Genomic DNA, 26,127 nt, shown 5'->3' on the forward strand with positions numbered 1-26,127 from the left:
TGTGGCAGCGACCGCCGACGAGACCGAAGAACACACGGATGCGTCCGCCCCGGAGTCCGGCCCGCGCCGGCGTCCCGGCCGGATCGCCCTGGCGGTCAGCGTCTTCGGCGAACTCCTCATCACCGTGGGCGTGTTGCTCGCCCTGTTCGTCGTCTACTCCCTGTGGTGGACGAACGTCATAGCGGACCGCAAGGCCGACCGGCAGGCCGACAAGGTCCGCGACCACTGGGCCCGCGCCACGGACTCCGGTCCCGGCGCGCTGGACACCAAGGACGGCATCGGTTTCCTGCATGTGCCGGCGATGAAGAACGGCGAGGTCCTGGTCGAGAAGGGCACGGACGAGGACGTCCTGAACAACGGCGTGGCCGGCTACTACACGGACCCGATCAAGGCCACGCTCCCCACCACCGGCAAGGACGGCAACTTCACCCTCGCCGCGCACCGCGACGGCCACGGCGCGAAGTTCCACAACATCGACAAGCTGAAGCAGGGCGACCCGATCGTCTTCGAGACGAAGGACGACTGGTACGTCTACAAGGTCTACTCGATCCTGCCCGAGACCTCGAAGTACGACGTCAAGGTCCTGTCGTCGGTCCCCAGGCAGTCCGGCAAGAAGCGGGCCGGCCACTACATCACGCTGACGACGTGCACGCCGGTCTATACGAGCCGCTACCGGTACGTGGTGTGGGGCGAGCTGGTCCGGGTGGAGAAGGTGAACGGCAAACGGACGCCGCCCAAGGAACTGAACGGCTGATTGAATTCCGGCAATTCCCTGCGCCTGAACCCCTCTTTCGAATCCATGTTCTGTACATGATCTTGGTGATAGCCTTGCGGCGGCTCATTTCATCACGAATGGGCTATTCATAACAGAAAAGGATCCGATGGTGCGTAACAAGCGCATAGTCTCCGTTCTTTCCGTCCTGTCTCCCTGCTCGGATTCGCGCTGATCACCGCGCCTTCCGCGAGTGCGGCGGGCTACGGGTGCAGCGGTTCTCTGATCGACAACCACCCGATCAGAACCACTCAGAACGTGGTGTACGGAAACCTGTACCTGTGTGCACGACGGACGCCAGAGACGACGACAGCGGCAACTACCTGCTGGGCGATGACGCCGAGCGCTGCGGAGCGATGAAAAGGCGGTGCGGTCGGGCAACATCCGTTGCCTGACCGCACCGCTCGCGTTTCCGCGACGCTCACCGCACCGGGCGGGGCTCCCGGCTAGTTGGTGCCGCCGAAGATCCCGCCGTTACCGTTTCCGTTTCCGTTGCCGCCGTTTCCGTTGCCGAAGCCCACGGTCGTCAGGGTGATCGTGGTGCTGCCGGGGTCGTCGACCGGCTGGTTCTGCTGCGGGTCCTGGGAGGCGACGAGCGCGGTGTCGCTGCTGTCGCTGCCGTCGGCGAACTGGATGTTGGTGAAGCCCGCGGCCGTCAGCATCTGCTTGGCCACGGCGACCGTCCGGCCGCGGACGTCCGGAACCGGTGTCTTCTGCTGGTTCTGCACCTTGCCGACGTTGACCGCGATCGGCGTGTTCTTGGAGACCTGCTGGCCCGGCGCCGGGTTGGTCGAGAGGACCTTGCCGTTGTCGTCGGGGTTGGCGGTGGGGGTGTCGTTGCAGGTGGGGGCCAGGCCCAGCCCCTGCAGTTCGGCCTTCGCCTCCTCACAGGACTTGCCGACGAGATCGTTGGGCACGGTGACCTTCTGCTCGGCCTTGGCGACGGTGAGGGTGATCGTGGAGCCCTTCTCGACCTCCGCGCCGAGCCTCGGGTTCTGCTTCAGGACGGTGCCGGCCTGTTCCGTGGTCGAGATCTCGTCCTTGCGCACGACCCTGAACTGGTAGTCGTCGCCCTCCAGCGTCGCCTTGGCGTCGTCGAAGGTCTGGCCGAGGACGCTGGGCACCGCGACCTTCGGCGCGCCGGTCGACACCACCAGGGTGATCGTGTCGCCCTTGTTCACCTCCGTGCCCGCCGTGGGGTCCTGGGAGCAGACGGAGCCCCTCGGCTGGTTCTCGCACGTCTTGCGCGTGGGCGGGGCCAGCTTCAGGTCGGAGTTCACCGCCATCTTCTGGGCTTCGGCATAGGTGTGATCGACGAAGTTCGGCGCCTTGAAGGACTGGTCCGCGTTGCCGCCGCTGAAGGCCCACTTGCCGATCAGGATCGCGCCGATCAGGACCAGCACACCCGCGACCACCAACAGGACCGTGGAGGTGCTGGACTTCTTCTTCTGCTGGCGGCGGCGGTCGCCGCGGTCGTCGTAGCCGTAGCCGCCGCCGTCCGGGTTCATCGGCGGGAGCATGGTGGTCGCTCCCCCGCCGGCGTCCGAGCGCAGGGCCGTGGTCGGCTGGTCGTCGGGGTAGCCGCCGTAACCCACCGCGCCCAGCGCGGCCGTGGCCGCGACCGGCTGGCCGTCGAGGCAGGCCTCGATGTCGGCGCGCATCTCGTCGGCCGACTGGTAGCGGTAGTCCGGGTCCTTGACCAGCGCCTTCAGGACGATGGCGTCCATCTCGGGCGTGATCTCGGGGTCGAAGACCGAAGGGGCCTGCGGTTCCTCGCGGACGTGCTGGTACGCCACGGCCACCGGGGAGTCGCCCACGAAGGGCGGCCGGACCGTCAACAGCTCGTACAGGAGGCAGCCGGTCGAGTACAGGTCCGAGCGGGCGTCGACCTGCTCGCCCTTCGCCTGCTCCGGGGACAGATACTGCGCGGTGCCGATGACCGCAGCCGTCTGCGTCATCGTCATGCCGGAGTCGCCCATCGCGCGGGCGATGCCGAAGTCCATGACCTTGACCTGGCCGTTGCGGGTCAGCATGACGTTGGCCGGCTTGATGTCGCGGTGGACGATGCCGGCCCGGTGCGAGTACTCCAGGGCCTGGAGGATGCCGATGGTCATCTCCAGCGTCCGCTCCGGCAGCAGCTTGCGGCCGCTGTGGAGGAGTTCGCGGAGCGTGGAGCCGTCGACGTACTCCATGACGATGTACGGGATGGAGACCCCGTCGATGTAGTCCTCGCCCGTGTCGTAGACCGCGACGATCGCGGGATGGTTGAGCGAGGCGGCCGACTGGGCCTCCCGGCGGAACCGGGCCTGGAAGGACGGATCGCGCGCGAGGTCCGCGCGCAGCGTCTTCACCGCCACGGTGCGGCCGAGGCGGGTGTCATGCGCGAGGTAGACCTCCGCCATGCCACCACGGCCGAGCACCTGGCCCAGCTCGTACCGGCCGCCGAGGCGACGCGGCTCTTCCATAGCTACCTACCAGCCCTCTCCGTCGGTCTCGGCCGGCACGTCCGTGTGCGTCCGAGGCTGCCGTCCGGGCCTACGGTACCCGGCTCGCTTTGTATGACCTGGCCAAGCCCGGAACCCGATACAGGACCGGTATCGCAACGTGCATCGATGTGAAGGGGATGTGAGCGGGTTCACTGCGGTGAGCCGGTTGTCTCACGTCCAGGAGCCGGCGGGATCACTTCTTGGCGTTGATGACCGCCTCCATCACCTTCTTCGCGATCGGCGCGGCCAGGCCGCCGCCGGTGATGTCGTCACGGTTGGCGTTCTCGTCCTCGACCACCACGGCCACGGCGACCGGCGAGCTGCCGTCGCCGACCTTGGCGTAGGAGAGGAACCACGCGTACGGGTTCGCGCTGTTCGCGACGCCGTGCTGGGCGGTACCGGTCTTGCCGCCGACGGTGGCGCCGCTGATGCGCGCGTTCTGACCGGTGCCCTTCTCGACCACCGTCTCCATCATCGACTGCAGGATCTGCGCGTTCTCCGGCGACAGCGGCCGGCTCAGCTCCTCCGGCTCGGTCTTGGCGACCGGGTCCACGTTGGAGGACTGCAGCTCGTCGACCATGTACGGCTTCATCAGCTTGCCGTCGTTGGCGACCGCGGAGGCGACCATGGCCATCTGCAGCGGGGTGGCCGCGGTGTTGAACTGGCCGATGGAGGACAGCGCGGTCTGTGACGGGTTCATGTCGTCGGAGAACACCGAGGCGTTCGAGCGGACCGGGGTGAACTGCTCGGAGTCGAAGCCGAACTTCTTGGCCTCGGCCAGCATCTTGTCGTTGCCGAGGTCGGCGCCGATCTTGCCGAAGACGGTGTTGCAGGAGTACTGCAGCGCGACCCGCATGGTCGCGTTCTCGCAGGGGATGTTGCCCTCGTTCTTCAGCTGCGTCGTGGTGCCCGGCATGGTCCACGGCAGCGGCGACTTCGTCTTGGCGTCGGCCGACGTGTACAGCCCGTTCTCCAGCGCGGCCGCCGCCGTGACCACCTTGAACGTGGAGCCCGGCGGGTAGGTCTCGCGCAGCGCCCGGTTGAGCATCGGGTCGGCCGGGTTGTTCTTCTTCTGCAGCTTGTTCCAGGCCTTGCCGTCCGCGTCGGTGTTCCCCGCGAAGGACGAGGGGTCGTAGGACGGGTACGAGGCCAGCGCCAGGATCTTTCCGGTGGACGGCTCCAGGGCGACGACGGCGCCCTTGCCGCCCCGCTGCTTCAGACCGTCGTACGCCGCCTTCTGCGCGGCGGCGCTGAGGGTCGTGACGACGTTGCCGCCCTGCTGCTCCTTGCCGGTGATCATGTCCAGGGTCTTGCGGAAGAACAGCCGGTCGTCGTTGCCGGTGAGGATGCCGTCCTCCACCTTCTCGAGGAAGCTGCCGTCGAAGGCCTGGGAGGAGTAACCGGTGACCGGTGCCCACATGGGACCGTTCTTGTAGGCGCGCTTGTACTTGAAGTCGCCGTGCTTGGCCTTCGTCGAGTCGGTTATGGGGTCGCCGTCGACGATGATGTCGCCCCGCGGGTTCTCGTACCGCTCGATGGTCACGCGACGGTTGTCCGGGTCGGTGCGCAGTTCGTCGGCCTTGAGGTACTGAAGCCAGTTGTCACGGATCAACAGCGCCAGGACGAGGAGTCCGCAGAAGATCGCGATGCGGCGCAGTGGCTTGTTCACGTCCGGCCTTTCCACAAGCTAACAGGTGCGCCTGTCGCTTCAGTCTCTCGGTGCCGATGGTGCTGGCGCTCATCCTTGGCCGCCCACAGTCTAGAGGCAGCGGTTCGGGGTCCAGTTGCCCCCGTACAACCCGGCGCCGAGGACGGCGGCCGCCCCACGGGCGGCGCGCCGGGAAACGATCTCGGCGGGGATGAGCAGGATCACGGGGTGACGGGACCGGCGCCGCCGGGGCGGACCACCTGGGTCATCTCGGCGTCGGGGTTGCCGGCGGGAGTGGGCGCCGGCCGGCGGGCGGTGTCACTGATGCGGATGAGGATGCCGATCAGCGCCCAGTTGGCCAGCACGGAGGAACCGCCGTACGCGAGGAACGGCATCGTCATGCCGGTCAGCGGGATGAGGCCCATCACACCGCCGGCCACGACGAAGACCTGCAGCGCGAAGGCGCCGGACAGGCCGATGGCGAGCAGCTTGCCGAACGGGTCGCGGGCGGCGAGGGCGGTGCGCACGCCGCGCTCCACGATCAGGCCGTAGATCAGCAGCATCGCCATGATGCCCGCCAGGCCCAGTTCCTCGCCGAAGGTGGCGAAGACGAAGTCGGAGTTGGCGGCGAACTTGATCAGGTCCGAGTGGCCCTGGCCCCAGCCGGTGCCGAGGGTGCCGCCGGAGCCGAAAGCCCACAGGGACTGCTGCAGCTGGTCGGAGTGGGGGAAGCCGTCGTGTGTCACGATGCGGCTGAGCTTGTACTCCCGCATCGGGTCGAGCCAGGCCTGCACACGCGTCTTGATGTGGGGTTCGAAGCTCGCCACGCCGACGGCACCGACCGCGGACATCAGCAGACCGAAGACGATCCAGCTGGTCCGCTCGGTGGCGACGTACAGCATGATGACGAACATTCCGAAGAACAGCAGCGAGGTGCCGAGGTCGGTCTCGAAGACCAGGATGAGGATCGAGATCGCCCAGACGACCAGAATGGGCCCGAGGTCGCGCCCACGCGGCAGGTACAGGCCCATGAAGCGGCGGCTGGCGAGGGCCAGGGCGTCGCGCTTGACCATCAGGTAGCCGGCGAAGAAGACCGCGAGGACGATCTTCGCGAACTCGCCGGGCTGGAGGGAGCCCAAGCCGGGGACCTTGATCCAGATCTTGGCGCCGTAGATGTCGGCTCCGAGGCCGGGCACCAGCGGCAGGATGAGCAGGACCAGGGCGCTGAACATGGAGATGTAGGTGTAGCGCTGCAGGACCCGGTGGTCCTTCAGGAAGAACAGCACGACGGCGAACATGGCTATGCCGAGCGCGGTGTACAGCAGCTGGCGAGGCGCGGCCGGGGCGAAGTGGGGCAGCGACTGGAGCAGCTTCGACTGGTCCAGCCGCCAGATGACGACGAGCCCGAGCCCGTTGAGCAGGGTGGCCAGTGGCAGCAGCAGCGGATCGGCGTACGGCGCGAACTTACGTACGACGAGATGGGCGACGCCGGCCAGCAGACCGAGACCGAGGCCGTAGGACAGCAGCCCGGCGGGGACCTGGTTGCTGATCGCCAGGCCCACGTTGGCGTAGGCGAACACCGGGATGACCACGGCGAAGACCAGCAGGGCCAGCTCGGTGTTACGGCGGCTCGGCGCGCCGATCGCGCCGATCGTGGAAGTGTGGTGCGTCGCTGAGTGCGCGCTGTTCGTACTGCTCATCGTGTGACGGGGCCTCTCACGGCTTGCCTACTGCTTGCCGCACTGATCGACGACCTTCAGCTCATCCTCGGAGAGGCTCGGGCCGGGATTGGGAGTGGCGGTCGCGGACGGTTTCGGAGACTTCGAGGGCGAGGTCGGGGACGTCGCCGACGACGACGGCTTCGACGGGTTGGGCGTCGGTGATGCCTTGGACGTGAAGGAGGTACGGGTGGTTCCCGTGGTGCCTCCGGCCTCGCCCTGGCCCGTCCTGGCGTTCTTCTCGCTCTCGGCCGCCGCGCGTTCCGCCTGCTTCCTGCACGCGGAGGCCTGCGTGGTCAGTGCGTCGATCTTCGTCTGGGCCTGCTGCAGACCGCCCGCCGCGATCGTGCCCTTGACCTGCTTCTGCTGGTAGGGCGGCAGGTACTTGAGTTCGATCTCGGGGTGGTCCTTCTCCACCTTCGACAGCGAGACCCACGCCAGGTCCTGGCTGATCCCGCGGTACAGCGCGACGTGCTCGCCCTTCGCGCCGACGTAGTACTGCGTCTGCGTCCAGCGGTAGCCGCCGTACAGGCCGCCGCCGATGACGGCGAGGGCGAGACCGCCGTAAAGGGATCTCTTCAGCCACTTGTGCTGTTTGCGCGGCTTGGTGAAGTCGCCGTCGGCGTAGTCGTCGAAGTTCCCGGCCGGGACGTAACCGGCGGTGTCGCCGGAACCGGGCGGCCCGAACTCGCCGCCCCCGTGGCCCTGGCGGCCCAGGTGGGAGGCGCGGCCGGCCGGGGTCTGCATGATGCCGTTGTCGTGCAGGTGGTGCTGGTTCTCGGCGACGGCGCCGACCACGACCGGCTGGTCGGACAGCTGCCCGGCGAGGGTGTCCCCGGTGTCCAGGTCGAGGACGTCGGCGACGATGACGGTGATGTTGTCGGGGCCGCCGCCGCGCAGCGCGAGCTGGATCAGCTCCTGCACGGTCTCCTGCGGGCCCTGGTAGCTGGCGAGCGTCTCCTCCATCGTCTGGTGGGAGACGACACCGGAGAGGCCGTCGGAGCAGATCAGATAGCGGTCGCCGGCCCGGACCTCGCGGATGGACAGGTCGGGCTCGACGTGCTCGCTGCTGCCGAGGGCGCGCATCAGCAGGGAGCGCTGCGGGTGGGTGGTGGCCTCTTCCTCGGTGATCCGGCCCTCGTCCACCAGCCGCTGCACCCAGGTGTGGTCCTGGGTGATCTGGGTCAGCACGCCGTCCCGCAGCAGATACGCGCGCGAGTCGCCGACGTGCACGAGGCCGAGCCGCTGCCCGGTCCACAGCAGGGCGGTGAGGGTCGTCCCCATGCCCTCCAGCTGGGCGTCCTCCTCGACCAGGGCGCGCAGCTGGTCGTTGGCGCGCTGCACGGCCGTGCCGAGCGAGGTGAGGATGTCGGAGCCGGGTACGTCGTCGTCGAGCGTGACCAGGGTGGAGATGACCTCGGAGGAGGCGACCTCGCCGGCCGCCTGGCCGCCCATGCCGTCCGCGATCGCGAGCAGGCGGGGACCGGCGTAACCGGAGTCCTCGTTGCCCTCCCGGATCATCCCTTTGTGCGATCCGGCGGCAAAGCGCAGTGACAGACTCATGCGCACCTCGCCCGTCGGCTCCGGGTACAGCCGGTCGTGTCGAGCCACACTGCCCACCCTCCGGTCGGGAGCGCGCCGGAGACCGGGTGGCGGCCTGCCGCTGCGTGCTCGCTCCGCTCGCTCATTGTCGTACTACTTCCGCAGCTCGAGGACGGTCTTGCCGATGCGGATCGGCGCGCCCAGCGGGATCGGCGTGGGGGTCGTCAGCCGGGACCGGTCCAGGTAGGTGCCGTTGGTGGAGCCGAGATCCTCGACGATCCACTGGCCGTCGCGGTCCGGGTAGATCCTGGCATGGCGGCTGGAGGCGTAGTCGTCGTCCAGCACGATCGTGGAGTCGTGCGCCCGGCCCAGCGTGACCGTCTGGCCCTGCAGCGCGACCGTGGTGCCGGTCAGGGTGCCCTCGGTCACGACCAGCTTGGTGGGGGCGTTGCGGCCACGCCGGCCGCCGCCGCCCTGCTGGGCACGTTGCTGCGGGGGCGCCGGCTGCTGCCGGGGCGCCTGTTGCCTGGCCTGCTGCTGGCGCCCGGCCTCCCTACGAGATCCGCGCTGGGTGACGCGCGTTCCGAACAGGTCGCTCCGGATGACCTGCACGGCCACGATCACGAACAGCCACAGTACGGCCAGGAAACCCAGCCGCATGACCGTGAGGGTCAGCTCTGACATTGCCCCCGCTTCACCCTTCGGCTTGCCTATAGATAACGGTGGTACTGCCCACGACGATCCGCGAGCCGTCGCGGAGCGTAGCGCGGGTGGTGTGCTGCCCGTCCACCACGATGCCGTTGGTGGAGCCGAGATCCTGGATCGTCGAGGGCGTTCCGGTCCGGATCTCGCAGTGCCGACGGGAGACGCCGGGGTCGTCGATCCGCACGTCGGCTTCGGTGCTGCGGCCCAGCACCAGCGTCGGGCGGGAGATCTGATGGCGGGTGCCGTTGATCTCGATCCAGTAGCGGGTGCGCCCGCCGCTCATCGGGGCGGCCGCGGGCCGCTGGGTGGCGGGCTGCGGGTAGCCGTAGCCGCCGGGCCGGGCGCCGGGCGGCGGGGCGGACGGCATCGGGGGCGCGCCCGCGGGGGCGGCCGGCGGGTAGCCGTAGCCACCGGGGGCGCTCGGTCCGGGGCGGCCGGCCGCCGGTCCGGCGGGGGCCTGCGGTGCCGCCTGCTGGCTGCTGGAGGAGGCGAGGGTGCGCGAGCGCACCCGGTACAGGCCGGTGTCGAGGTCGTCGGCCTTCTCCAGGTTGACCTTGATCGGGCCCATGAAGGTGTAGCGCTGCTGCTTCGCGTAGTCGCGCACCATCGCGGCCAGCTCGTCGCCGAGCTGCCCGGAGTAGGGGCTGAGGCGCTCGTGGTCCGGCGCGCTCAGCTCCACGATGAAGTCGTTGGGTACGACGGTGCGGTCACGGTTCCAGATGGTGGCGTTGTTGTCGCACTCCCGCTGGAGCGCGCCGGCGATCTCCACGGGCTGGACCTCGGACTTGAAGACCTTGGCGAAGGTGCCGTTCACCAGACCTTCGAGACGCTGCTCGAACTTCTTCAGGACTCCCATGGGGCACCTCCTCCGTCGTTGCCGTTGCCTTGCCCTGCTGTGTGCCGCTGCTGTGCCGGGTACTGCTGGTACTGCTCACTGATCGTATCTACGCGCCCGGCAATCAGCCGGTTCCCCCAGCGGCTCCCCTTCGAACTCCTCCCCGGAACTCGTTCCGGGACTCCTCCGGGGACCCGTCCAGGGTCCACCTCCCGGCATGGATCGTAGAGGCGGGCGCAGTCCAGTGTCCCGCACCCGGCTGTGCGCCCGGTCCGCCTCCTGGGGAGATGGCCGGGACCGGTACGAGGTTGATACGTGAACAGGCACTCCTCGATACGTGATCCGGCACGCCCTGGGATGTGCGCGGGCGGCGGCGGGCGGGCGAGCCGGGCGGCGGGAAGGGATGTGAATCCACCCCGTACGACGTGCTAATGTTCTGCGTGTCGGAAGGGGCCAGCCCGAAAGGGACGGGACCGGAAGACACACCCAATGCGCGGGTGGCGGAATAGGCAGACGCGCTGGATTCAGGTTCCAGTGCCCGAAAGGGCGTGGGGGTTCAACTCCCCCCTCGCGCACAGAGAAACCGACGAAACGGGTCTCTGCCGGTGACGGAAGTCACGGCGGGGGCCCGTTTCTCGTTGTGCATGCGGTTGTGAGGCAATGCACAGCTCGGAGAAGAACGGCGCTGCCCTACTCCGTGAAATAGCTCACCGGCGGGGCCGGCTGTCGGGGGCGGGGCGGGGCGGGGTTTTTCCACAGGTGGGGAGTTGTCCACAGGGTCTGACGCGCTTCGGTCACCGGCTGTACGGTCTCCACGAGTTGTCGGTGGTCCGGGCGCCTGTTCGGGGGCGTGCGGGTAGTTCGGGGGAGGCGGTCGCGGTGACCGGAACCGGTGTGGGCGTGGTGGACGTGGCGGGCCAGGGGGAGGGGCGGCTGCCCCGGGTGCGCGGGTTCGCCCGGTGGCCGGCGCAGGGTTCCCCCAAGGAGGAGGGCAAGGCGCTCCGCGCGAACGTGCCGCGCAGCGCGCACCGCACCCTCGAGCTGGACGCCGCCCGTCCCGACGCGGTGAGCGCGGTCGAGGAGTCCAACGCCGGCCGCATCCCCGAGCTGACACCGATCAGGGTGGGCCGGATGGCGGCGACCCCCTTCGCCTTCCTGCGCGGTTCCGCCGGGCTGATGGCGTACGACCTCGCCCGTACCCCCATGACGGGGGTCGGCGCCCAGATATGCGGTGACGCGCATGCGGCCAACTTCGGCCTGTACGGCGACGCCCGCGGTGACCTGGTCATCGACCTCAACGACTTCGACGAGACCGTGCACGGCCCCTGGGAGTGGGACCTCAAGCGGCTCGCCACCTCGCTCGTGCTCGCCGGGCGAGAGGCCGGCGCCGACGAGGACACCTGCCGCACGGCGGCCCAGGACGCGGTCGGCGCCTACCGGCGCACCATGCGGCTGCTGGCCAAGCTGCCCGTGCTGGACGCCTGGAACGCCATCGCCGACGAGGAACTGGTCTCCCACACCGACGCCCACGACCTGCTCGGCACGCTGCAGCGGGTCTCGGAGAAGGCGCGGGCCAACACCAGCGGCCGGTTCGCGGCGAAGTCGACCGAGGCGGTGGAGGACGGCGGACGCCGGTTCGTGGACGCCCCGCCGGTGCTCCGCCGGATCCCGGACGCCGAGGCCGCCGCCGTCGCCGCGTCCCTGGAGGCGTATGTGCACAGCCTCAGCGAGGACCGGCACCCCCTCCTCGCCCGCCACGCGGTACATGACGTGGCCTTCCGGGTGGTCGGCACCGGCAGCGTCGGTACCCGCTCCTACGTCGTGCTGCTCCTCGACCACCGCGAGCAGCCGCTGGTGCTCCAGGTGAAGGAGGCCCGCCCCTCGGCGCTGGTCCCGCACCTGGGCAGGGCCGGTTTCGAGGCGCCGGCCGGGGAGCACGAGGGCCGCCGGGTGGTCCTCGGGCAGAAGCGGATGCAGGTGGTCAGCGACATCCTGCTGGGCTGGACCACGGTCGACGGCCGGCCCTTCCAGGTGCGGCAGTTCCGCAACCGCAAGGGCAGCGTCGACCCGGCCGCCCTCGCCGCCGACCAGGTCGACGACTACGGCCGCATGACCGGTGCCCTGCTGGCCCGCGCCCACTCGCACAGCGCCGACCCGCGGCTGATCGCCGGCTACTGCGGCAAGAACGAGGAACTGGACGAGGCGATAGCCGGCTTCGCCGTCGCCTACGCCGACCGCACCGAGGCGGACCACGCGGAGCTGGTCGCGGGTGTACGGGCGGGGCGGACAGCGGCCGAGCTGGGGGTTTGAGCGGGAGGCGGCGCGCGCGGGGACCGGCGGGCTTGCGTTCTCGGCGGGGGTCGGCAGGGGTGTCCTCGCAGCGCGGTGGTTCCCGGGCGACTGCCCGGGCGACCGCCCGGGGGTGCCCGGTCCGGCCGGTGAATCCGGCCACCGCGGGTGGTGGGTCCCGGCGGTGGCCTACGCTGGTCGGGTGACGACCCCGGAAGCCGATCAGACCCAGGCGCCGCGGCCCGAGGAGCGGCTCGAACGGGCCGTCCGGGCCGCCGAGCAGGCGTTGATCGAGTACGAGATCGCGGTGGAGACCTTCCGCGTCGAAGTCGAGAACTTCTCGCGGCTGCACGAGCAGCGACTCGGCCCGCTCTACGTCCGCATCGAGGAACTGGACGCCGAGATCGCCGAGGCGAAGGCCGCCCGCACCGGTGACCCGGAGGACGTCCGGCGCGCCGAGGAGGCCCGCGCCCGGGTGCTGCCGATGCCCGGTGTCGAGGAACTGCTGCACGGCTGGATGGACGGCGACGGACTCTTTCCGGAGGCCGCCGCCATGCTCACCGACCAGGCCGTACGGCCCCCGCAGCGGGTGCGGCCCAGCGAGGAGGCCCGCAAGCTCTACCGCGATCTCGCCCGCAAGGCCCACCCCGACCTGGCCCAGGAGGAAGAGGAGCGGGAGCGGCGCGAGGAGTTCATCACCCGCGTCAACGCCGCCTACGCTCGCGGCGACGCGACGCTGCTCCGGGAGCTGGCCGAGGAGTGGGCGGCCGGGCCGGTGCCGCCCGAGCGCCGCCCGAGCCCGGCCGAGGAACTGTACGCCCGCCTCGAATGGCTCTCCCAGCGCAAGGAGATGCTCACCCTCGTCGCCCGCGAACTGGAGGAGAGCGCCATCGCCGGCATGCTCCGCCTCGCCCCCGACGACCCCGACGGGCTGCTCGACGAGATCGCCGGCCGGCTGCGCGGCGACATCGCCCAGCGCGAGGCCGAGCTGGCGGACCAGCTGGGACAGGGCTGAGCCACACCCTGCTTCGGGTAGCGTCGGAGACATGAATTTCGGAGCTGGTGTGCCCACGGTCGAGGTCACGGATCTCAAGGACGGCGACTTCCTGCTGGACGTCCGCGAGGACGACGAGTGGCAGGCGGGCCACGCCGAAGGGGCGCTGCACATTCCCATCAGCGAGTTCGTGAGCCGCTATGGCGAGCTGACCGAGGCCGCCCCGCAGGACGGCCGTGTCCACGTCATCTGCCGCTCGGGCGGCCGCTCGGCCCAGGTCACCATGTACCTGGCTCAGCAGGGCATCGACGCGGTGAACGTCGACGGCGGCATGCAGGTGTGGCAGGCCGCAGGCCGCCCGGTGATCACGGACGACGGCAAGCCGGGCTTCGTCCTGTAGACCGCTGACAGCGGTTACGGCGTGGCTGCGGAAGGTCAGCCGAGCGGGTGTGCCGCCAGCAGGTCCCCGAGCCGCTCCTCGTACGCCGCCGCCGGGCCGAGCGCCAGCTCCAAGTGCTTGGCCCAGGCGTGATACCGGTGCAGCGAGTAGTCGGTGTCGGCACCGAACCCGCCGTGCAGATGCTGCGCCGTCTGCACCACCCGGCGTACGCCCTCCGCCGCCCAGATCTTCGCCACCGCGACGTCACCGGCGGCGGGCAGCGCTCCCGGTGCCCCCGAGGCGATCCGCCACGCGGCCTGCCACAGGGTGGCCTCCATGGCGCGCAGGTCGATGTACCGGTCCGCCGTCTGCACGGCCACCGCCTGGAAGGTCGCGATCGGATAGCCGAACTGCTCTCGCCTGCCGGTGTACTCACTGGTCATCCGCAGCACCCGCTCGCCCAGCCCGAGCGCCAGCGCACAGGTGCCGGTCGCGAGCAGCGCGTGCAGCCACTCCCACGCACCGTCGGCCTCGATGACATCCGCCGCGTCGATCCGCGCGGACGCCAGGCGCAGCTCGGCCAGCCGCTCCCCGCTGGTGGACACCTGCCCGGCCAGGACCACCCCGTCCCCCTCCCGCGGCACCAGCGCGAGCACCGTCCGGTCCGCGCCGGTGCCCTGGACGTGTGCCGGTACGACGACGAGGTCCGCGTCGTACGCCCACGGAACCGCCGTCTGTACCCCGTCCAGCACCCACGCCGGGCCCTCCCGCCGTGCGATGACGGCCAGTTCGGCCGGGTCGTGGCCGGTACGTCCGTTCGCCGCGACGGTCAGCGCCAGCTCCCCGCGGCCGGCCCGTCCCAGCAACCGCTCCGCCGTCTCCGCCCGGCCGTAGGCCTGTACGGCCGCCGCGGCGGCGCTGTGTTCCAGCAGTGGCACCCGCGCGAGCACCCGGGCGGACTCGCGGAGCACCAGGCACAGCGCGATCGCGTCGAGGCCCGCCCCGCCGTGCGCCTCGTCCAGGAGCAGACTCAGCAGGTCCGCGTCGGCGAGCCGGGCCCACAGCTTCCGGTCGAAGCCCTCGGCCACGGCACCGGTGGTGAGCGCCGGGCTGGGCACCGCGTCCGGCACGACACCGGCGAACACCCCCCGCGCCGCCTCGGCCGCCGCCAGCTGCTCCTCGGTGAAGGTGAAGTCCACGGCCTGTCCTCCCGGCGGATCCGGTCATTGACGGTTCGCCCGCCAGTTCACCTGACGGGCCGTCAAGATAGAACAGGTTCTAGGAGAAGGGAACGGTGCGTCAGCGGTCGAAGTCCAGCTCCACCTTCTCCGTCACCGGATGCGACTGGCAGGCCAGCACATACCCGGCCGCCGTCTCCTCCGACTCCAGCGCGAAATTGCGGTCCATGCGCACCTCGCCCGAGATCAGGAAAGCCCGGCAGGTCCCGCAGACTCCGCCCTTGCAGGCGTAGGGCGCGTCGGGGCGGTTGCGCAGGACGGTCTCCAGCAGCGACTCCCCCTCGCGCACCGGCCAGGTGCCGCCGCGTCCGTCGAGCCGGGCGGTGACGGTGCTGTGCGCAGGCGCCGGGACGACGGCTGCCGGAGACGACCCCGCGTCCACATGGAAGATCTCCTGGTGGATCCGGGCCCGGTCGACGGCCAGCTCGCGCAGCGCCTTCTCCGCGCCCTGCACCAGCCCGTACGGCCCGCACAGGAACCACCCCGCCACCCGCTCCACCGGCAGCAGCGCGGGCAGCAGCGCCGCGAGCCGCTCCCGGTCGAGCCGGCCGGAGGGCAGGCCCGCCTGCTGCTCCTCCCGGGAGAGCACGGTCACCAGCTGAAGCCGCTCCGGGTAGCGGTCCTTCAGGTCGGCGACCTCCTCGAGGAACATCGTGGAGGCAGCCGTACGGTCGCTGCGTATCAGGCAGAACCGGGCCACGGGTTCGCGTGCCAGCAGGGTCGACATGATCGACAGCACCGGGGTGATGCCGCTGCCGCCGACGACCGCCGCGTACAGGCCCGGCGCCGGCTGGAGGGTGAAGCGACCGGCCGGGGTCATGACCTCCAGCTCGTCGCCGATGTTGATCTCCTTCAGCGCGTAGGCGGAGAAGGCCCCGCCCTCGACCAGCCGCACACCCACCCGCAGGGTGCTCGGTCCCTCGCCGGCCGGGTCGGGCGCGGGGGAGCAGATCGAGTACGTGCGCCGGATCTCCGTGCCGTCGACCCGGCGGCGCAGCGCGAGGTGCTGGCCGGGTGCGTGCCGGTACTCCTCGCGCAGTTCGGGTGGGACGCTGAGGGTGAGGGCGACGGAGTCGTCGGTGAGCCGGTCGACCGCGGCCACCGGGAGCGGGTGGAAGCGCGCCATCACAACTCCTTGAAGTGGTCGAACGGTTCACGGCAGGCCAGGCAGCGGCGCAGCGCCTTGCACGCGGTGGAGGAGAACCGGCTCAGCAGCTCGGTGTCGTCGGAGCCGCAGTGCGGGCAGCGGACGGGCTCGGTCTCCGTGTCCTGCGTCCGGGTCGGGCCGAGGGCCAGCGGGACCGGGCCCGCGGCGTGGCCCACGCGCGGGGGAGCGATGCCGAACTCCTGGAGTTTCCGGCGCCCCTCGGGCGTGATGTCGTCGGTCGACCAGGCGGGCGTGAGCACCGTGCGAACGGTGACCTCGCGCATCCCGTGGGCGCGCAGTACCTGTTCGATGTCGAGGCTCATCACCTCGATCGCCGGGCAGCCGGTGTAGGTGGGCGTCAGCTCGACCTCGACCGCGTCCGGGCCGTCCACGCGCACCGCGCGCACCACGCCCAACTCCTGGAGGGTGAGCACGGGCAGTTCGGGGTCGGGCACCGAGCCGGCCAGCTCCAGCAGCTCCGCCTCCAGGGCGGTGGCCGTCACCATGACGCCCCCGGGTGGCTGCGGTGCAGGTGCTGCATCTCGGCGAGCATCCGCCCGAACGGCTCGGTGTGCAGGCCCTGCCGGCCGGCGCCCGCGGACCAGGCCCCGGTGCGCGGTCCCTCGGGGACGGTGAGGGTGGCACGGCCGAGGACGTCCCGGACGGACTCCAGCCAACGCTCCGCGATGAGCGCCCAGTCGGCGTCCAGACCCTCCACCGGCTGGAACATCTCCCCGGTGAACCGCCACAGCGCGTCGCAGGCGCGCTGCATCCGCTCGTGACTGGTGTCGGTGCCGTCGCCGAGCCGCAGTGTCCACTGGTCGGCGTGGTCGCGGTGGTAGGCGACCTCCTTGACCGCCTTGGCGGCGAGCGGTGTGAACGGTCCCTCCGCTGCCGCCAGGTCGGTGTAGAGGAGCTGCTGGTAGGTGGAGAAGTAGAGCTGGCGGACGATCGTGTGGGCGAAGTCGCCGTTCGGCTGCTCGACCAGCTGGAGGTTGCGGAAGGCGCGCTCCTCGCGCAGGTAGGCCAGTTCGTCCTCGTCACCGGCCATGGACAGCAGCACGCGGGCCTGGCCGAGCAGATCGAGGGCGATGTTGGCGAGAGCGACCTCTTCCTCCAGGACGGGGGCGTGTCCGGCCCACTCCCCGAGGCGGTGGGAGAGCACCAGGGCGTCGTCGCCGAGGGCGAGCGCGGCGGTCGCGGGGACGGTGGCGGTCACAGGTGCTTCACCCCTTCCGGGATCTCGTAGAAGGTCGGATGCCGGTAGGGCTTGTCGGCGGCCGGTTCGAAGAACGGGTCCTTCTCGTCCGGTGAGGAGGCGGTGATCGAGGCGGCCGGGACGACCCAGATCGAGACGCCCTCGCCGCGCCGGGTGTAGAGGTCGCGGGCGTTGCGCAGGGCCAGCTCCGCGTCGGGCGCGTGCAGGCTGCCGGCATGGGTGTGGGAGAGGCCCCGCCGGGAGCGTACGAAGACCTCCCACAGGGGCCAGTCGGTGGTGCTCATGCTCGCTCCGCTCCCGTCTCACCGGTGCCACCGGTGTGCTTGGCCGCGTAGGCCGTTGCCGCTTCCCGTACCCACGCGCCCTCGTCGTGGGCGCGCCTGCGCTGGGTGATGCGCTGTTCGTTGCACGGGCCGTTGCCCTTGAGGACGTCCCAGAACTCGGTCCAGTCGATCGGGCCGAAGTCGTAGTGCCCCCGCTCCTCGTTCCACCGCAGCTCCGGGTCGGGCAGGGTGAGGCCCAGGGACTCGGCCTGGGGGACGCAGATGTCGACGAAGCGCTCGCGCAGCTCGTCGTTGGAGTGGCGCTTGATCTTCCACTCCATGGACTGCGCCGAGTGCTGGGACTCGTCGTCGGGCGGCCCGAACATCATCAGCGAGGGCCACCACCAGCGGTTCACGGCGTCCTGGGCCATCGCGTGCTGTTCCGGGGCGCCCTTGCTGAGGGCCAGCAGCAGCTCGTAGCCCTGGCGCTGGTGGAAGGACTCCTCCTTGCAGACCCGCACCATGGCGCGCGCGTACGGGCCGTAGGAGCAGCGGCACAGCGGGACCTGGTTGGTGATCGCGGCGCCGTCCACCAGCCAGCCGATCGCGCCGACGTCGGCCCAGGTCAGCGTCGGGTAGTTGAAGATCGAGGAGTACTTCTGGCGGCCGCTGTGCAGCTTGTCCAGCAACTCGTCGCGGCTGGTGCCGAGGGTCTCGGCGGCGCTGTACAGGTACAGGCCGTGGCCGGCCTCGTCCTGGACCTTGGCCATCAGGATGGCCTTGCGGCGCAAGGAGGGCGCGCGGGTGATCCAGTTGGCCTCCGGCTGCATGCCGATGATCTCGGAGTGCGCGTGCTGGGCGATCTGCCGGACCAGGGTCGCGCGGTAGGCGTCGGGCATCCAGTCGCGCGGTTCGATGCGTTCGTCGGCGGCCACGGCCGCGTCGAAGGCGCGCTGGTAGGCCGTCGTGTCGACGGTGTCCGGCGCGCCGTCCGGCTGTGAACGGGTCGTGCGCTGCGCGGCTGCTGTGGCCATGCGGTCCCCCTGACCTCGGGCTCTGCGGTGAACACTGTCCCGACCGATCGTTCGGTCCGTGCGATATCAATGGTGTGCCGGGCCGCAGGGGGTGTCAACCACTGTGGAAAACTCCGCGGGGCTCCTGTGGACAACGTGCCGGAAGCACCGGCCCGGGATGGGTCAAGGGGCGGATGAGGCCGGGGCCGGGGTGTCTCGCGTGGCGAGGAGCACGGTCATCGGTTCGCACCCGGGGCTGCGCCCGGTGGCCCCGGCTGAGTACCGTTCCGTGCGAGTGCCGCTGTGGCGCTCGTGGATCGTGCGGCGCCGGTGGCAGGGGCCGCCCACGGAGCTGAACCACTCAGCCGAAGTGATCAGCTGAACGAATGAGCCGAAACGGGGGGCGGGGCGCAATGGACGCGTACGACAAGGACTCGGGGGCCCGGCAGGGCCCCGGTGCCTTGGAGCCCTTGGAGCCGCCCAGGCCGCCCAAGCCGCGCAGGCCGGCCGACCCGGCTCAGTCGCGGGAGTCCGGTCGGCCGGGTGTAACCCGCGAGTCGGATGTGCCTAGCGAGTCGGATGTGTCCGGCGAGTTGGATGTGTCCGGCGAGTCGAGCCGGGCCTCGGCTCCCCCTCGTACGGGTGTCGCCGCCCTCTCCTTCCGCTACCAGGTCGGCGCCGCGCTGGCCCTCGCGGTCGTGGCCGTCGCCGCCTGCGTGCATCTGGCCATGGTCTTCCTCAGCCTCGCACCCGCGAACACGGTGACGAAGCAGCACGGCAAGGCGATAGAGGAGTGGATCTACCCGGAGTTCGAACAGAACTGGAAGCTGTTCGCCCCGAACCCGCTGCAGCAGAACATCGCCGTCCAGGTGCGCGCCGAGGTGCGGATGAAGGACGGCGGACTGCGCACCACGGGCTGGACCGACCTCTCCGCCCAGGACGGCGCCGCGATCGAGGGCAATCTCGCGCCCAGCCACAGCCAGCAGAACGAGCTGCGCCGGGCCTGGGACTTCTTCGTCGCCACACACAGCGCCGACAACCGTCCCGTGGCCCTGCGCGGCGCACTCTCCGAGCAGTATCTGCGCCGGATCGTCGTGATGCGGTTGTACCGGGACGATCCGACCAGCAAGGAGGGTGTCATCCAGCGCGTGCAGGTCCGCTCCAGCACCACCAATGTGCAGCCGCCGAAGTGGAGCCGTGAGCGGGTGTCCGACAAACCCGTCTACCGCCTGCTGCCCTGGTGGTCCGTGACGGCCGACGAGGCCGCGGGAGGCGTGCGGTGAACCGTCTCTCGCTGACCCTCTCGCGCGCCATCGCCCGCGTCACCGAGGCCGCCCTCGGCCCCTACCAGAGCGCCGTGATCCGGATCGGGTTCGCCGCGACCTGGCTGCTGTTCCTGCTGCGCGAGATACCGCACCGCGAGGAGCTGTACGGTCCCTCCGGCCCCTGGGGCTGGCAGCTCGCCAAGGACCTGACCGCCGACAACCACGCCTTCAGCGCGCTGCTGTGGTCGGACGGGCGGGCCTGGTTCGAGTGCTTCTACCTGCTGGCGATCCTGGCCGGCGCGGCGCTGCTGCTCGGCTGGCGCACCCGGACCGCGTCGGTGCTGTTCATGGTGGGTGTGCTGTCGCTGCAGAACCGCAGCGTCTTCATGGGCGACGGCGGCGACAACGTCCTGCACCTGATGTCCTTCTATCTGCTGTTCACACGCTGTGGCCGGGTGTGGTCCCTGGACGCGCGGCGGGCGGCGCGCAACGAGGCGGCACGCGCGCGTGGCGAGCGGGTTCCCACCGACCGGGTGGGGCCGGCGCTGTGGGCGGTGCTCGGCCTGGCGCTCGTCACCGTGACGCTGACCGGCCGGTTCGACAACGGCTGGCTGATCCCCGCACTGCTGTGGACGGTATGGGCGGTGCTCGGCGGGTGGGGGCTCGTCGAGCGCCGGGCGAAGTCGGCCGAGCCGCGGGTCCTGCTGGACGTGATCGCCAACGTCCTGCACAACGGCGCCCTGTTCGTGATCATGGCGGAGGCGTGCCTGATCTACGCCACGGCGGGCTGGTACAAGATCCAGGGCTCGCGCTGGCAGGACGGCACGGCCGTCTACTACCCGCTCCACCTGCACTACTTCTCGCCCTGGCCCGGACTCGCCGACCTGATGTCCACCAGCGGCACGATCATGATGCTCGCGGCCTACGGAACGGTCATGGTGCAGGTCGCCTTCCCGTTCACCCTGTTCAACCGGCGGGTCAAGAACGTCCTGCTGGTGCTGATGATGACCGAGCACGCGGTGATCGCGGTCGTTCTCGGCCTGCCGTTCTTCTCGCTGGCGATGATCGCCACGGATGCCGTGTTCCTGCCGACGTCGTTCCTGCGGCGGCTGGGCGATCTGGCGGCACGCGCCCTGGGGCGGATCGTCCGGCGCGGCGACCGTGTCGTGCCCCCGCCGCGCTCCCCGGAGGAGAGCACTCCGGGCCGCGTGGAGGCCGCGTAGGGGCCGTAGGGTTCACCGCATGACCGATCCGCTGACCCGTTGGCGCGAGCACGCCGAGGCGGCCGTGTTGCTCGACGGCTTCCACGCCCTCAAGCACGCGCTGCGTTTCGGCGCGGAGGTGCCGGTGGCGGTCACCACCGACCGGCGGACCGCGCTCGCCCTCGCCGAGGAGCTGGCCGGGGACGTACGGAACGCGCTGGACGCGCTGCTGACGGAGGTGGCCGAGGAGACGTACGCCGCCCTCGTCCCGCGGCCTCATCCGACGGGGGTGGCCGCGCTCGCCGTGCGGCCGTCCCGTGAGGTGAACCTGCGGACGCTGGCCCGCACACCCCGCACCGCCCCCGTCGTCGTGCTGGACAACCCGCGCAACCTCGGAAACGCCGGGGCCGTGATCCGGCTGGCCGCCGGCTTCGGAGCGACGGGGGTGGTGACCACGGGGACGCTCGACCCCTGGCATCCCACGGTGGTGCGCGGCGGTGCGGGCCTGCACTTCGCGACCGCCGTGGAGCGGCTCGGCGTCGACGAGCTGCCCCCCGGGCCGCTGTTCGCCCTCGATCCGGAGGGCGCGGACATCCGGGGAACCAAGCTGCCCGACGACGCCGTGCTGGCGTTCGGCTCGGAACGCAGCGGACTGTCGGCGGAACTCCGCGCGCGTGCCGACCATTTGCTGCGGCTGCCGATGCGCCCCCAGGTCTCCAGCTACAACCTCGCCACGAGTGTCGCGATGACGCTGTACCACTGGAGTGCCACCGGAGGCGCGCCCTCGGCGTCCTGGGGCTAGGCCTCCCGGCGGACCTCGATCACCCGGAAGCGGTTCGCCACGAACGCTCCGTCGGTGAGGGCCGCGTTCGCCGCCGGGTTGCCGCCCGAGCCGTGGAAGTCGGAGAAGGCGGCGGTCTGGTTCACGTACACCCCGCCGGTCAGGTTGAGCGACAGCTGGGCGGCCTCCTCCAGGCACACCTCCGCGACGGCCTGCTCGACCTCGGTGTCGGTGGTGTAGGCGCCGACCGTCATCGCACCCTTCTCGCGGACCGTGCGGCGCAGCAGCTCCAGAGCGTCGGCCACCGAGTCGACGGCGACGGTGAAGGAGACGGGGCCGAAGCACTCGCTCATGTAGGCGGCCTCGTCGTCCGGCTTGGCACCGTCGAGCTTGACGATGACGGGGGTGCGGACGACCGCGCCGGGGAAATCGGGGTTGCTGATCTCGCGGGAGGCGAGGGCGACTTCGCCGAGTCCGGCCGCGGCCTCGAGGCGGGCCTTGACGTCCGGGTTGACGATCGCGCCGAGCAGGGCGTTCGCGCGTGCGTCGTCACCGAGGAGGCCGTCGACCGCGCGAGCGAGGTCGGCGGTGACCTCGTCGAAGGTCTTGGGGCCCTCGTCGGTGCGGATGCCGTCCCGGGGGATCAGCAGGTTCTGCGGGGTGGTGCACATCTGGCCGCTGTACAGGGACAGCGAGAACGCCAGGTTGGACAGCATGCCCTTGTAGTCGTCCGTGGAGTGCACGACCACCGTGTTGACGCCGGCCTTCTCCGTGTAGACCTGCGCCTGGCGGGCGTTGGCCTCCAGCCAGTCACCGAAGGACGTCGACCCGGTGTAGTCGATGATTCTGATCTCGGGACGGGTGGCGAGGGACTTGGCGATGCCCTCGCCGGGGCGCTCGGCGGCCAGCGCCACCAGGTTCGGGTCGAAGCCCGCTCCGGTGAGTACGTCCCGGGCGACCCGCACGGTCAGCGCGAGCGGCAGCACCGCGCGGGGGTGCGGCTTGACCAGCACCGCGTTGCCGGTGGCCAGGGAGGCGAACAGGCCGGGGTAGCCGTTCCACGTCGGGAAGGTGTTGCAGCCGATGACCAGGCCGATGCCGCGCCCGACCGGCGTGAACCGCTTGGTGAGGGCCAGCGGGTCACGCTTGCCCTGGGGCTTGGTCCACTCCGCCGTGTCGGGGGTGCGGATCTGCTCCACGTACGCGTACGCCACCGCCTCCAGGCCGCGGTCCTGGGCGTGCGGGCCGCCCGCCTGGAACGCCATCATGAAGGCCTGGCCGCTGGTGTGCATGACCGCGTGCGCGAACTCGTGGGTGCGGTCGCTGATCCGCTTCAGGATCTCCAGGCAGACCACAGCACGGGTCTCGGCGCCCGCGTCGCGCCAGGCGCGCCGGCCGGCCTGCATCGCGGGCAGCAGTACGTCGATGTCCGCGTGCGGGTAGCTCACGCCCAGCTCGACGCCGTACGGCGAGACCTCGCCGCCCACCCAGTCGTCCGTGCCGGGCTGGCCGAGGTCGAGACGGGTACCCAGCAGGGCGTCGAAGGCGGCCTTGCCCGCCGCCGCGTCGAGGCTGCCGTTCTCGCCGTACGCCTTCGGGTGCTCGGGGTGCGGCGACCAGTACGCGCGTGTCCGGATCGCCTCCAGAGCCTGGTCGAGAGTGGGCCGGTGCTTCGCGATCAGCTCGTGCGCGGTCAGTTCGGCGGCCATGCGGGACCAACTCCTCGTCTGGAGAACTCTTCGTCGAGTTCACGACCTGGCAGAAAGAGCAGCGGGATGGGGCAGTCAGAGCTAGAGTAACCGAACGATCGGTCGGGACAAGGGGGACCGCCGCATCTGTGGAAAACCCCGTGCGGGAGGATCGCGCACATGACAGCACTCGACCTCAGCAGCCCCGTGGCCGTCGTCGGCACCGGCACCATGGGACAGGGCATCGCCCAGGTCGCGCTGGTCGCCGGCCACCCCGTGCGGCTCTACGACGCCGCCGGCGGGCGCGCCCGTGACGCGGCCGAAGCGATCGGCGCCCGCCTGGACCGGCTGGTGGAGAAGGGCCGGCTCAGCGGCACCGACCGGGACGCGGCCCGTGCCCGTCTGAAGCCCGTGGACGCCCTCGCGGAGCTGGCCGGCTGCGCGCTGGTCGTGGAGGCCGTCCTGGAGCGGCTGGACGTCAAACAGCAGCTCTTCGGCGAGCTGGAGGAGATCGTCGCCGAGGACTGCCTGCTCGCCACCAACACCTCCTCGCTGTCGGTGACGGCCGTCGCCGGTCCCCTGCGCCACCCCGGCCGCTTCGTGGGCCTGCACTTCTTCAATCCGGCCCCGCTGCTGCCGCTGGTCGAGGTCGTCTCCGGGTTCGCCACCGACGTCACGTCGGCCACGCGCGCGTACGAGACCGCCCGCGCCTGGGGCAAGACCCCGGTGGCCTGCGCGGACACCCCCGGCTTCATCGTCAACCGCATCGCGCGGCCCTTCTACGCCGAGGCGTTCGCGGTCTTCGAGGCGCAGGCCGCCGACCCCGCGACCATCGACGCGGTCCTGCGCGAGTGCGGCGGGTTCCGGATGGGCGCGTTCGAGCTGACCGACCTCATCGGCCAGGACGTCAACGAGTCCGTCACGCACTCGGTGTGGCAGTCGTTCTTCCACGATGTGCGCTTCACCCCCTCCCTGGCCCAGCGCCGGCTGGTGGAGTCCGGCCGGCTCGGCCGCAAGAGCGGGCACGGCTGGTACGACCACACCGAGGGTGCCGAGCGGCCCCGGCCGCACACCGCCGACAGGGAGCAGCCGCCCGCCCACGTCGTCGTCCAAGGGGGCCTGGGCCCGGCGGCCGGGCTGATCCCGCTGATCCGCGAGGCGGGCATCGAGCTCCGCGCGGAGGACGCGTACGACGGCACCCGCCTGGTGCTCCCCGGCGGCGGCCGGCTGGTCCTCGCCGACGGCCAGACCTCCGTGGAGTCCCGGGACGTCGTCCACTTCGATCTCGCCCTGGACTACCGCACGGCCACCCGCATCTCACTCTCCGCCTCCCAGGAAACCTCGCCGCAGGCCCTCGCCGAGGCCACCGGCCTGTTCCAGGCACTCGGCAAGGAGGTCAGCGTCATCGGCGACGTACCCGGCATGATCGTCGCCCGCACGGTCGCCCGGATCATCGACCTCGCCCACGAGGCCGTCGCCAAGGGCGTGGCCACCGAGGAGGACATCGACACCGCGATGCGCCTGGGCGTCAACTACCCGCTCGGCCCCTTCGAGTGGGACCGCAGGCTCGGCTCCGACTTCGCCTTCGACGTCCTGTACGAGATGCACGACCGCGATCCGTCCGGACGTTATGCGCCCTCCCTCGCGCTGTACCGCCACGCGTATGCCACCGACAAGCGGGAGGGCACCTCATGACCACGGCCCGGCGCGACACGTACACCCCCGAGACGCTGCTCGCCGTCGCCGTCCGCGTCTTCAACGAGCGTGGCTACGACGGCACCTCCATGGAGCACCTCTCCAAGGCGGCCGGAATCTCCAAGTCGTCGATCTACCACCACGTCAGCGGCAAGGAGGAACTGCTGCGCCGCGCCGTCAGCCGTGCCCTGGACGGCCTGTTCGCCATCCTGGACGAGGAGCACGCGCGCGTGGGGCGCCCCGCCGACCGGCTGGAACACGTCGTGCGCCGCATGGTCGAGGTGCTCATAGCCGAGCTGCCCTATGTGACGCTGCTGCTGCGCGTGCGCGGTAACACCGCCACCGAGCGGTGGGCGCTGGATCGCCGCCGCGACTTCGACCACCGGGTCGCCGAACTGCTCAAGGCGGCCACCGCCGAGGGGGACGTGGGCGGCGATGTGGAGGTCCGCCTGGCCACCCGGCTGGTCTTCGGGATGATCAACTCGATCGTGGAGTGGTACCGGCCGGATCCGCGGGGCGCGAGCGCCCGCGACGTGTCCGACGCCGTCGTCCGGCTGGTGTTCTCGGGACTGCGCCGGAGCTGACCTCAGCCGTCCGGCTCCAGGTCCTCCTCCTCGAACACCAGCAGCGTGCGGGTGCTGAGCACCTCGGGGATCGCCTGGAGCCGGGTGAGCACCAGCTCGCGCAGCGCCCGGTTGTCGGGCGTGTGCACCAGCAGCAGCACGTCGTAGTCGCCGCCCACGAGGGCGATGTGGGAGGCGCCGGGCAGCTGTCTGAGCTGTTCGCGAACCGTGCGCCAGGTGTTCTGGACGATCTTCAGCGTGATGTACGCCGACGTGCTGTGACCTGCGCGCTCGTGGTCCACGCGCGCGCTGAATCCCCGGATCACGCCGTCCTCGACGAGACGGTTGATGCGCGCGTAGGCGTTGGCGCGTGAGACATGGACGCGTTCGGCGACGGAGCGTATCGAGGCGCGGCCGTCCGCCTGGAGGATCTTCAGGATGTCCTGATCGATGGCGTCCAGCGGGCGCGGCTGCACAGCGGTGCCGTCCTGCGGCCTGTCGGCCATTTGTTCAGGTCCCATGTCCCCCCGCTCTGCCGCCGTGGACGTCCTGCGTTCATTCCAGGCTGTGGAGAACCGTTTGTCCACAGCCTGGAGGGGCCTGTAGCCAAAATGTGCCGGCGACCGAACAATCGGTAGGTGAGGCGGGTCACAGCCGACACGCCTCCCGTAGCCGCTCCCACGAG

Annotated in this window: 23 protein-coding genes and 1 tRNA gene; 10 read left to right on the plus strand and 14 right to left on the minus strand. The window is 70.6% G+C overall.

Annotated elements, in window-relative coordinates; translation table 11 throughout:
- Position 1: 1 nt before the first annotated feature.
- Positions 2-754: a class E sortase gene (locus AC07C1_RS10425; RefSeq protein WP_478938235.1), complete on the plus strand. Its 753-nt coding sequence runs from the start codon at positions 2-4 to the stop codon at positions 752-754.
- 464 nt (positions 755-1,218) lie between these two features.
- Here the strand turns inward: AC07C1_RS10425 and pknB are convergent, their stop codons facing one another.
- From pknB to AC07C1_RS10455, 6 genes are all read right to left on the minus strand, one after another.
- Positions 1,219-3,237: a Stk1 family PASTA domain-containing Ser/Thr kinase gene (pknB, locus tag AC07C1_RS10430; RefSeq protein ID WP_478938237.1), complete on the minus strand. Its 2,019-nt coding sequence runs from the start codon at positions 3,235-3,237 to the stop codon at positions 1,219-1,221.
- 214 nt (positions 3,238-3,451) lie between these two features.
- A complete protein-coding gene (locus tag AC07C1_RS10435; RefSeq protein ID WP_478938239.1) occupies positions 3,452-4,927 on the minus strand; it encodes a peptidoglycan D,D-transpeptidase FtsI family protein in 1,476 nt (491 codons plus the stop codon).
- Positions 4,928-5,127: 200 nt separating this feature from the next.
- Positions 5,128-6,606, minus strand: a complete 1,479-nt coding sequence (locus tag AC07C1_RS10440; protein WP_478938240.1) for an FtsW/RodA/SpoVE family cell cycle protein — start codon at positions 6,604-6,606, stop codon at positions 5,128-5,130.
- Between the two features lie 27 nt (positions 6,607-6,633).
- A complete protein-coding gene (locus AC07C1_RS10445; RefSeq protein ID WP_478938416.1) occupies positions 6,634-8,187 on the minus strand; it encodes a Stp1/IreP family PP2C-type Ser/Thr phosphatase in 1,554 nt (517 codons plus the stop codon).
- Positions 8,188-8,319: 132 nt separating this feature from the next.
- The gene (locus tag AC07C1_RS10450; protein ID WP_478938242.1) at positions 8,320-8,850 is read right to left on the minus strand and encodes an FHA domain-containing protein FhaB/FipA; all 531 of its coding nucleotides are present in this window, start codon (positions 8,848-8,850) and stop codon (positions 8,320-8,322) included.
- A 10-nt stretch (positions 8,851-8,860) separates the two neighbouring features.
- A complete protein-coding gene (locus AC07C1_RS10455; RefSeq protein WP_478938244.1) occupies positions 8,861-9,727 on the minus strand; it encodes an FhaA domain-containing protein in 867 nt (288 codons plus the stop codon).
- Between the two features lie 470 nt (positions 9,728-10,197).
- On the opposite strand from AC07C1_RS10455, the gene AC07C1_RS10460 reads away from it, so the two are divergent.
- The 4 genes from AC07C1_RS10460 to AC07C1_RS10475 all read left to right on the plus strand — a co-directional run bounded on the left by AC07C1_RS10460 (position 10,198) and on the right by AC07C1_RS10475 (position 13,389).
- Positions 10,198-10,281: transfer RNA gene (locus AC07C1_RS10460), tRNA-Leu, on the plus strand.
- A 304-nt stretch (positions 10,282-10,585) separates the two neighbouring features.
- Positions 10,586-12,016 carry a DUF2252 domain-containing protein gene (locus AC07C1_RS10465; protein WP_478938246.1) on the plus strand — a complete coding sequence of 477 codons (1,431 nt, stop codon included), beginning with the start codon at positions 10,586-10,588 and terminating at the stop codon, positions 12,014-12,016.
- Positions 12,017-12,197: 181 nt separating this feature from the next.
- Positions 12,198-13,010 carry a hypothetical protein gene (locus tag AC07C1_RS10470; protein ID WP_478938248.1) on the plus strand — a complete coding sequence of 271 codons (813 nt, stop codon included), beginning with the start codon at positions 12,198-12,200 and terminating at the stop codon, positions 13,008-13,010.
- A 49-nt stretch (positions 13,011-13,059) separates the two neighbouring features.
- The gene (locus AC07C1_RS10475; RefSeq protein ID WP_478938417.1) at positions 13,060-13,389 is read left to right on the plus strand and encodes a rhodanese-like domain-containing protein; all 330 of its coding nucleotides are present in this window, start codon (positions 13,060-13,062) and stop codon (positions 13,387-13,389) included.
- 35 nt (positions 13,390-13,424) lie between these two features.
- Here AC07C1_RS10475 and AC07C1_RS10480 read toward each other — a convergent pair whose 3' ends face one another.
- The 6 genes from AC07C1_RS10480 to paaA form a co-directional block, all read right to left on the minus strand.
- Entirely contained in the window at positions 13,425-14,567 is a 1,143-nt protein-coding gene (locus tag AC07C1_RS10480; protein ID WP_478938249.1) for an acyl-CoA dehydrogenase family protein, read from the minus strand.
- A 100-nt stretch (positions 14,568-14,667) separates the two neighbouring features.
- Positions 14,668-15,732, minus strand: a complete 1,065-nt coding sequence (locus AC07C1_RS10485; RefSeq protein WP_478938251.1) for a 2Fe-2S iron-sulfur cluster-binding protein — start codon at positions 15,730-15,732, stop codon at positions 14,668-14,670.
- Positions 15,732-16,259, minus strand: a complete 528-nt coding sequence (gene paaD, locus AC07C1_RS10490) for a 1,2-phenylacetyl-CoA epoxidase subunit PaaD (protein WP_478938253.1) — start codon at positions 16,257-16,259, stop codon at positions 15,732-15,734. Before paaD ends, AC07C1_RS10485 begins: the two co-directional genes overlap by 1 nt.
- Positions 16,253-16,972, minus strand: coding sequence for a 1,2-phenylacetyl-CoA epoxidase subunit PaaC (paaC, locus tag AC07C1_RS10495; RefSeq protein ID WP_478938255.1), 720 nt, complete (start codon positions 16,970-16,972; stop codon positions 16,253-16,255). Before paaC ends, paaD begins: the two co-directional genes overlap by 7 nt.
- Positions 16,969-17,256, minus strand: coding sequence for a 1,2-phenylacetyl-CoA epoxidase subunit PaaB (gene paaB, locus AC07C1_RS10500; protein WP_085565664.1), 288 nt, complete (start codon positions 17,254-17,256; stop codon positions 16,969-16,971). The genes paaC and paaB overlap by 4 nt, the downstream gene beginning before the upstream one ends.
- A complete protein-coding gene (gene paaA, locus AC07C1_RS10505; RefSeq protein ID WP_478938257.1) occupies positions 17,253-18,269 on the minus strand; it encodes a 1,2-phenylacetyl-CoA epoxidase subunit PaaA in 1,017 nt (338 codons plus the stop codon). Before paaA ends, paaB begins: the two co-directional genes overlap by 4 nt.
- Before the next feature lie 392 nt (positions 18,270-18,661).
- Here paaA and AC07C1_RS10510 point away from each other — a divergent pair, with 392 nt between their 5' ends.
- Genes AC07C1_RS10510 through AC07C1_RS10520 form a run of 3 tightly spaced genes read left to right on the plus strand, consistent with a single transcriptional unit; the run spans position 18,662 to position 21,517 of the window.
- The gene (locus AC07C1_RS10510; protein WP_478938418.1) at positions 18,662-19,531 is read left to right on the plus strand and encodes a DUF5819 family protein; all 870 of its coding nucleotides are present in this window, start codon (positions 18,662-18,664) and stop codon (positions 19,529-19,531) included.
- Positions 19,528-20,736: an HTTM domain-containing protein gene (locus tag AC07C1_RS10515; protein WP_478938259.1), complete on the plus strand. Its 1,209-nt coding sequence runs from the start codon at positions 19,528-19,530 to the stop codon at positions 20,734-20,736. Before AC07C1_RS10510 ends, AC07C1_RS10515 begins: the two co-directional genes overlap by 4 nt.
- A 19-nt stretch (positions 20,737-20,755) precedes the next feature.
- Positions 20,756-21,517: a TrmH family RNA methyltransferase gene (locus AC07C1_RS10520; RefSeq protein ID WP_478938261.1), complete on the plus strand. Its 762-nt coding sequence runs from the start codon at positions 20,756-20,758 to the stop codon at positions 21,515-21,517.
- On the opposite strand, the gene paaN is transcribed toward AC07C1_RS10520, so the two are convergent.
- Positions 21,514-23,205: a phenylacetic acid degradation protein PaaN gene (paaN, locus tag AC07C1_RS10525; RefSeq protein WP_478938263.1), complete on the minus strand. Its 1,692-nt coding sequence runs from the start codon at positions 23,203-23,205 to the stop codon at positions 21,514-21,516. The genes AC07C1_RS10520 and paaN overlap by 4 nt on opposite strands.
- Before the next feature lie 159 nt (positions 23,206-23,364).
- Between paaN and AC07C1_RS10530 the strand changes: the two genes are divergently transcribed.
- Together AC07C1_RS10530 and AC07C1_RS10535 are read left to right on the plus strand one after the other, a co-directional pair.
- Positions 23,365-24,879: a 3-hydroxyacyl-CoA dehydrogenase gene (locus tag AC07C1_RS10530; protein ID WP_478938265.1), complete on the plus strand. Its 1,515-nt coding sequence runs from the start codon at positions 23,365-23,367 to the stop codon at positions 24,877-24,879.
- The gene (locus AC07C1_RS10535; protein WP_478938267.1) at positions 24,876-25,463 is read left to right on the plus strand and encodes a TetR/AcrR family transcriptional regulator; all 588 of its coding nucleotides are present in this window, start codon (positions 24,876-24,878) and stop codon (positions 25,461-25,463) included. The genes AC07C1_RS10530 and AC07C1_RS10535 overlap by 4 nt, the downstream gene beginning before the upstream one ends.
- 2 nt (positions 25,464-25,465) lie before the next feature.
- On the opposite strand, the gene AC07C1_RS10540 is transcribed toward AC07C1_RS10535, so the two are convergent.
- Positions 25,466-25,948, minus strand: a complete 483-nt coding sequence (locus AC07C1_RS10540) for an Lrp/AsnC family transcriptional regulator (protein ID WP_478938269.1) — start codon at positions 25,946-25,948, stop codon at positions 25,466-25,468.
- Positions 25,949-26,127 lie beyond the last annotated feature (179 nt).

The sequence above is a fragment of the Streptomyces sp. NPDC045022 genome, assembly GCF_056432605.1.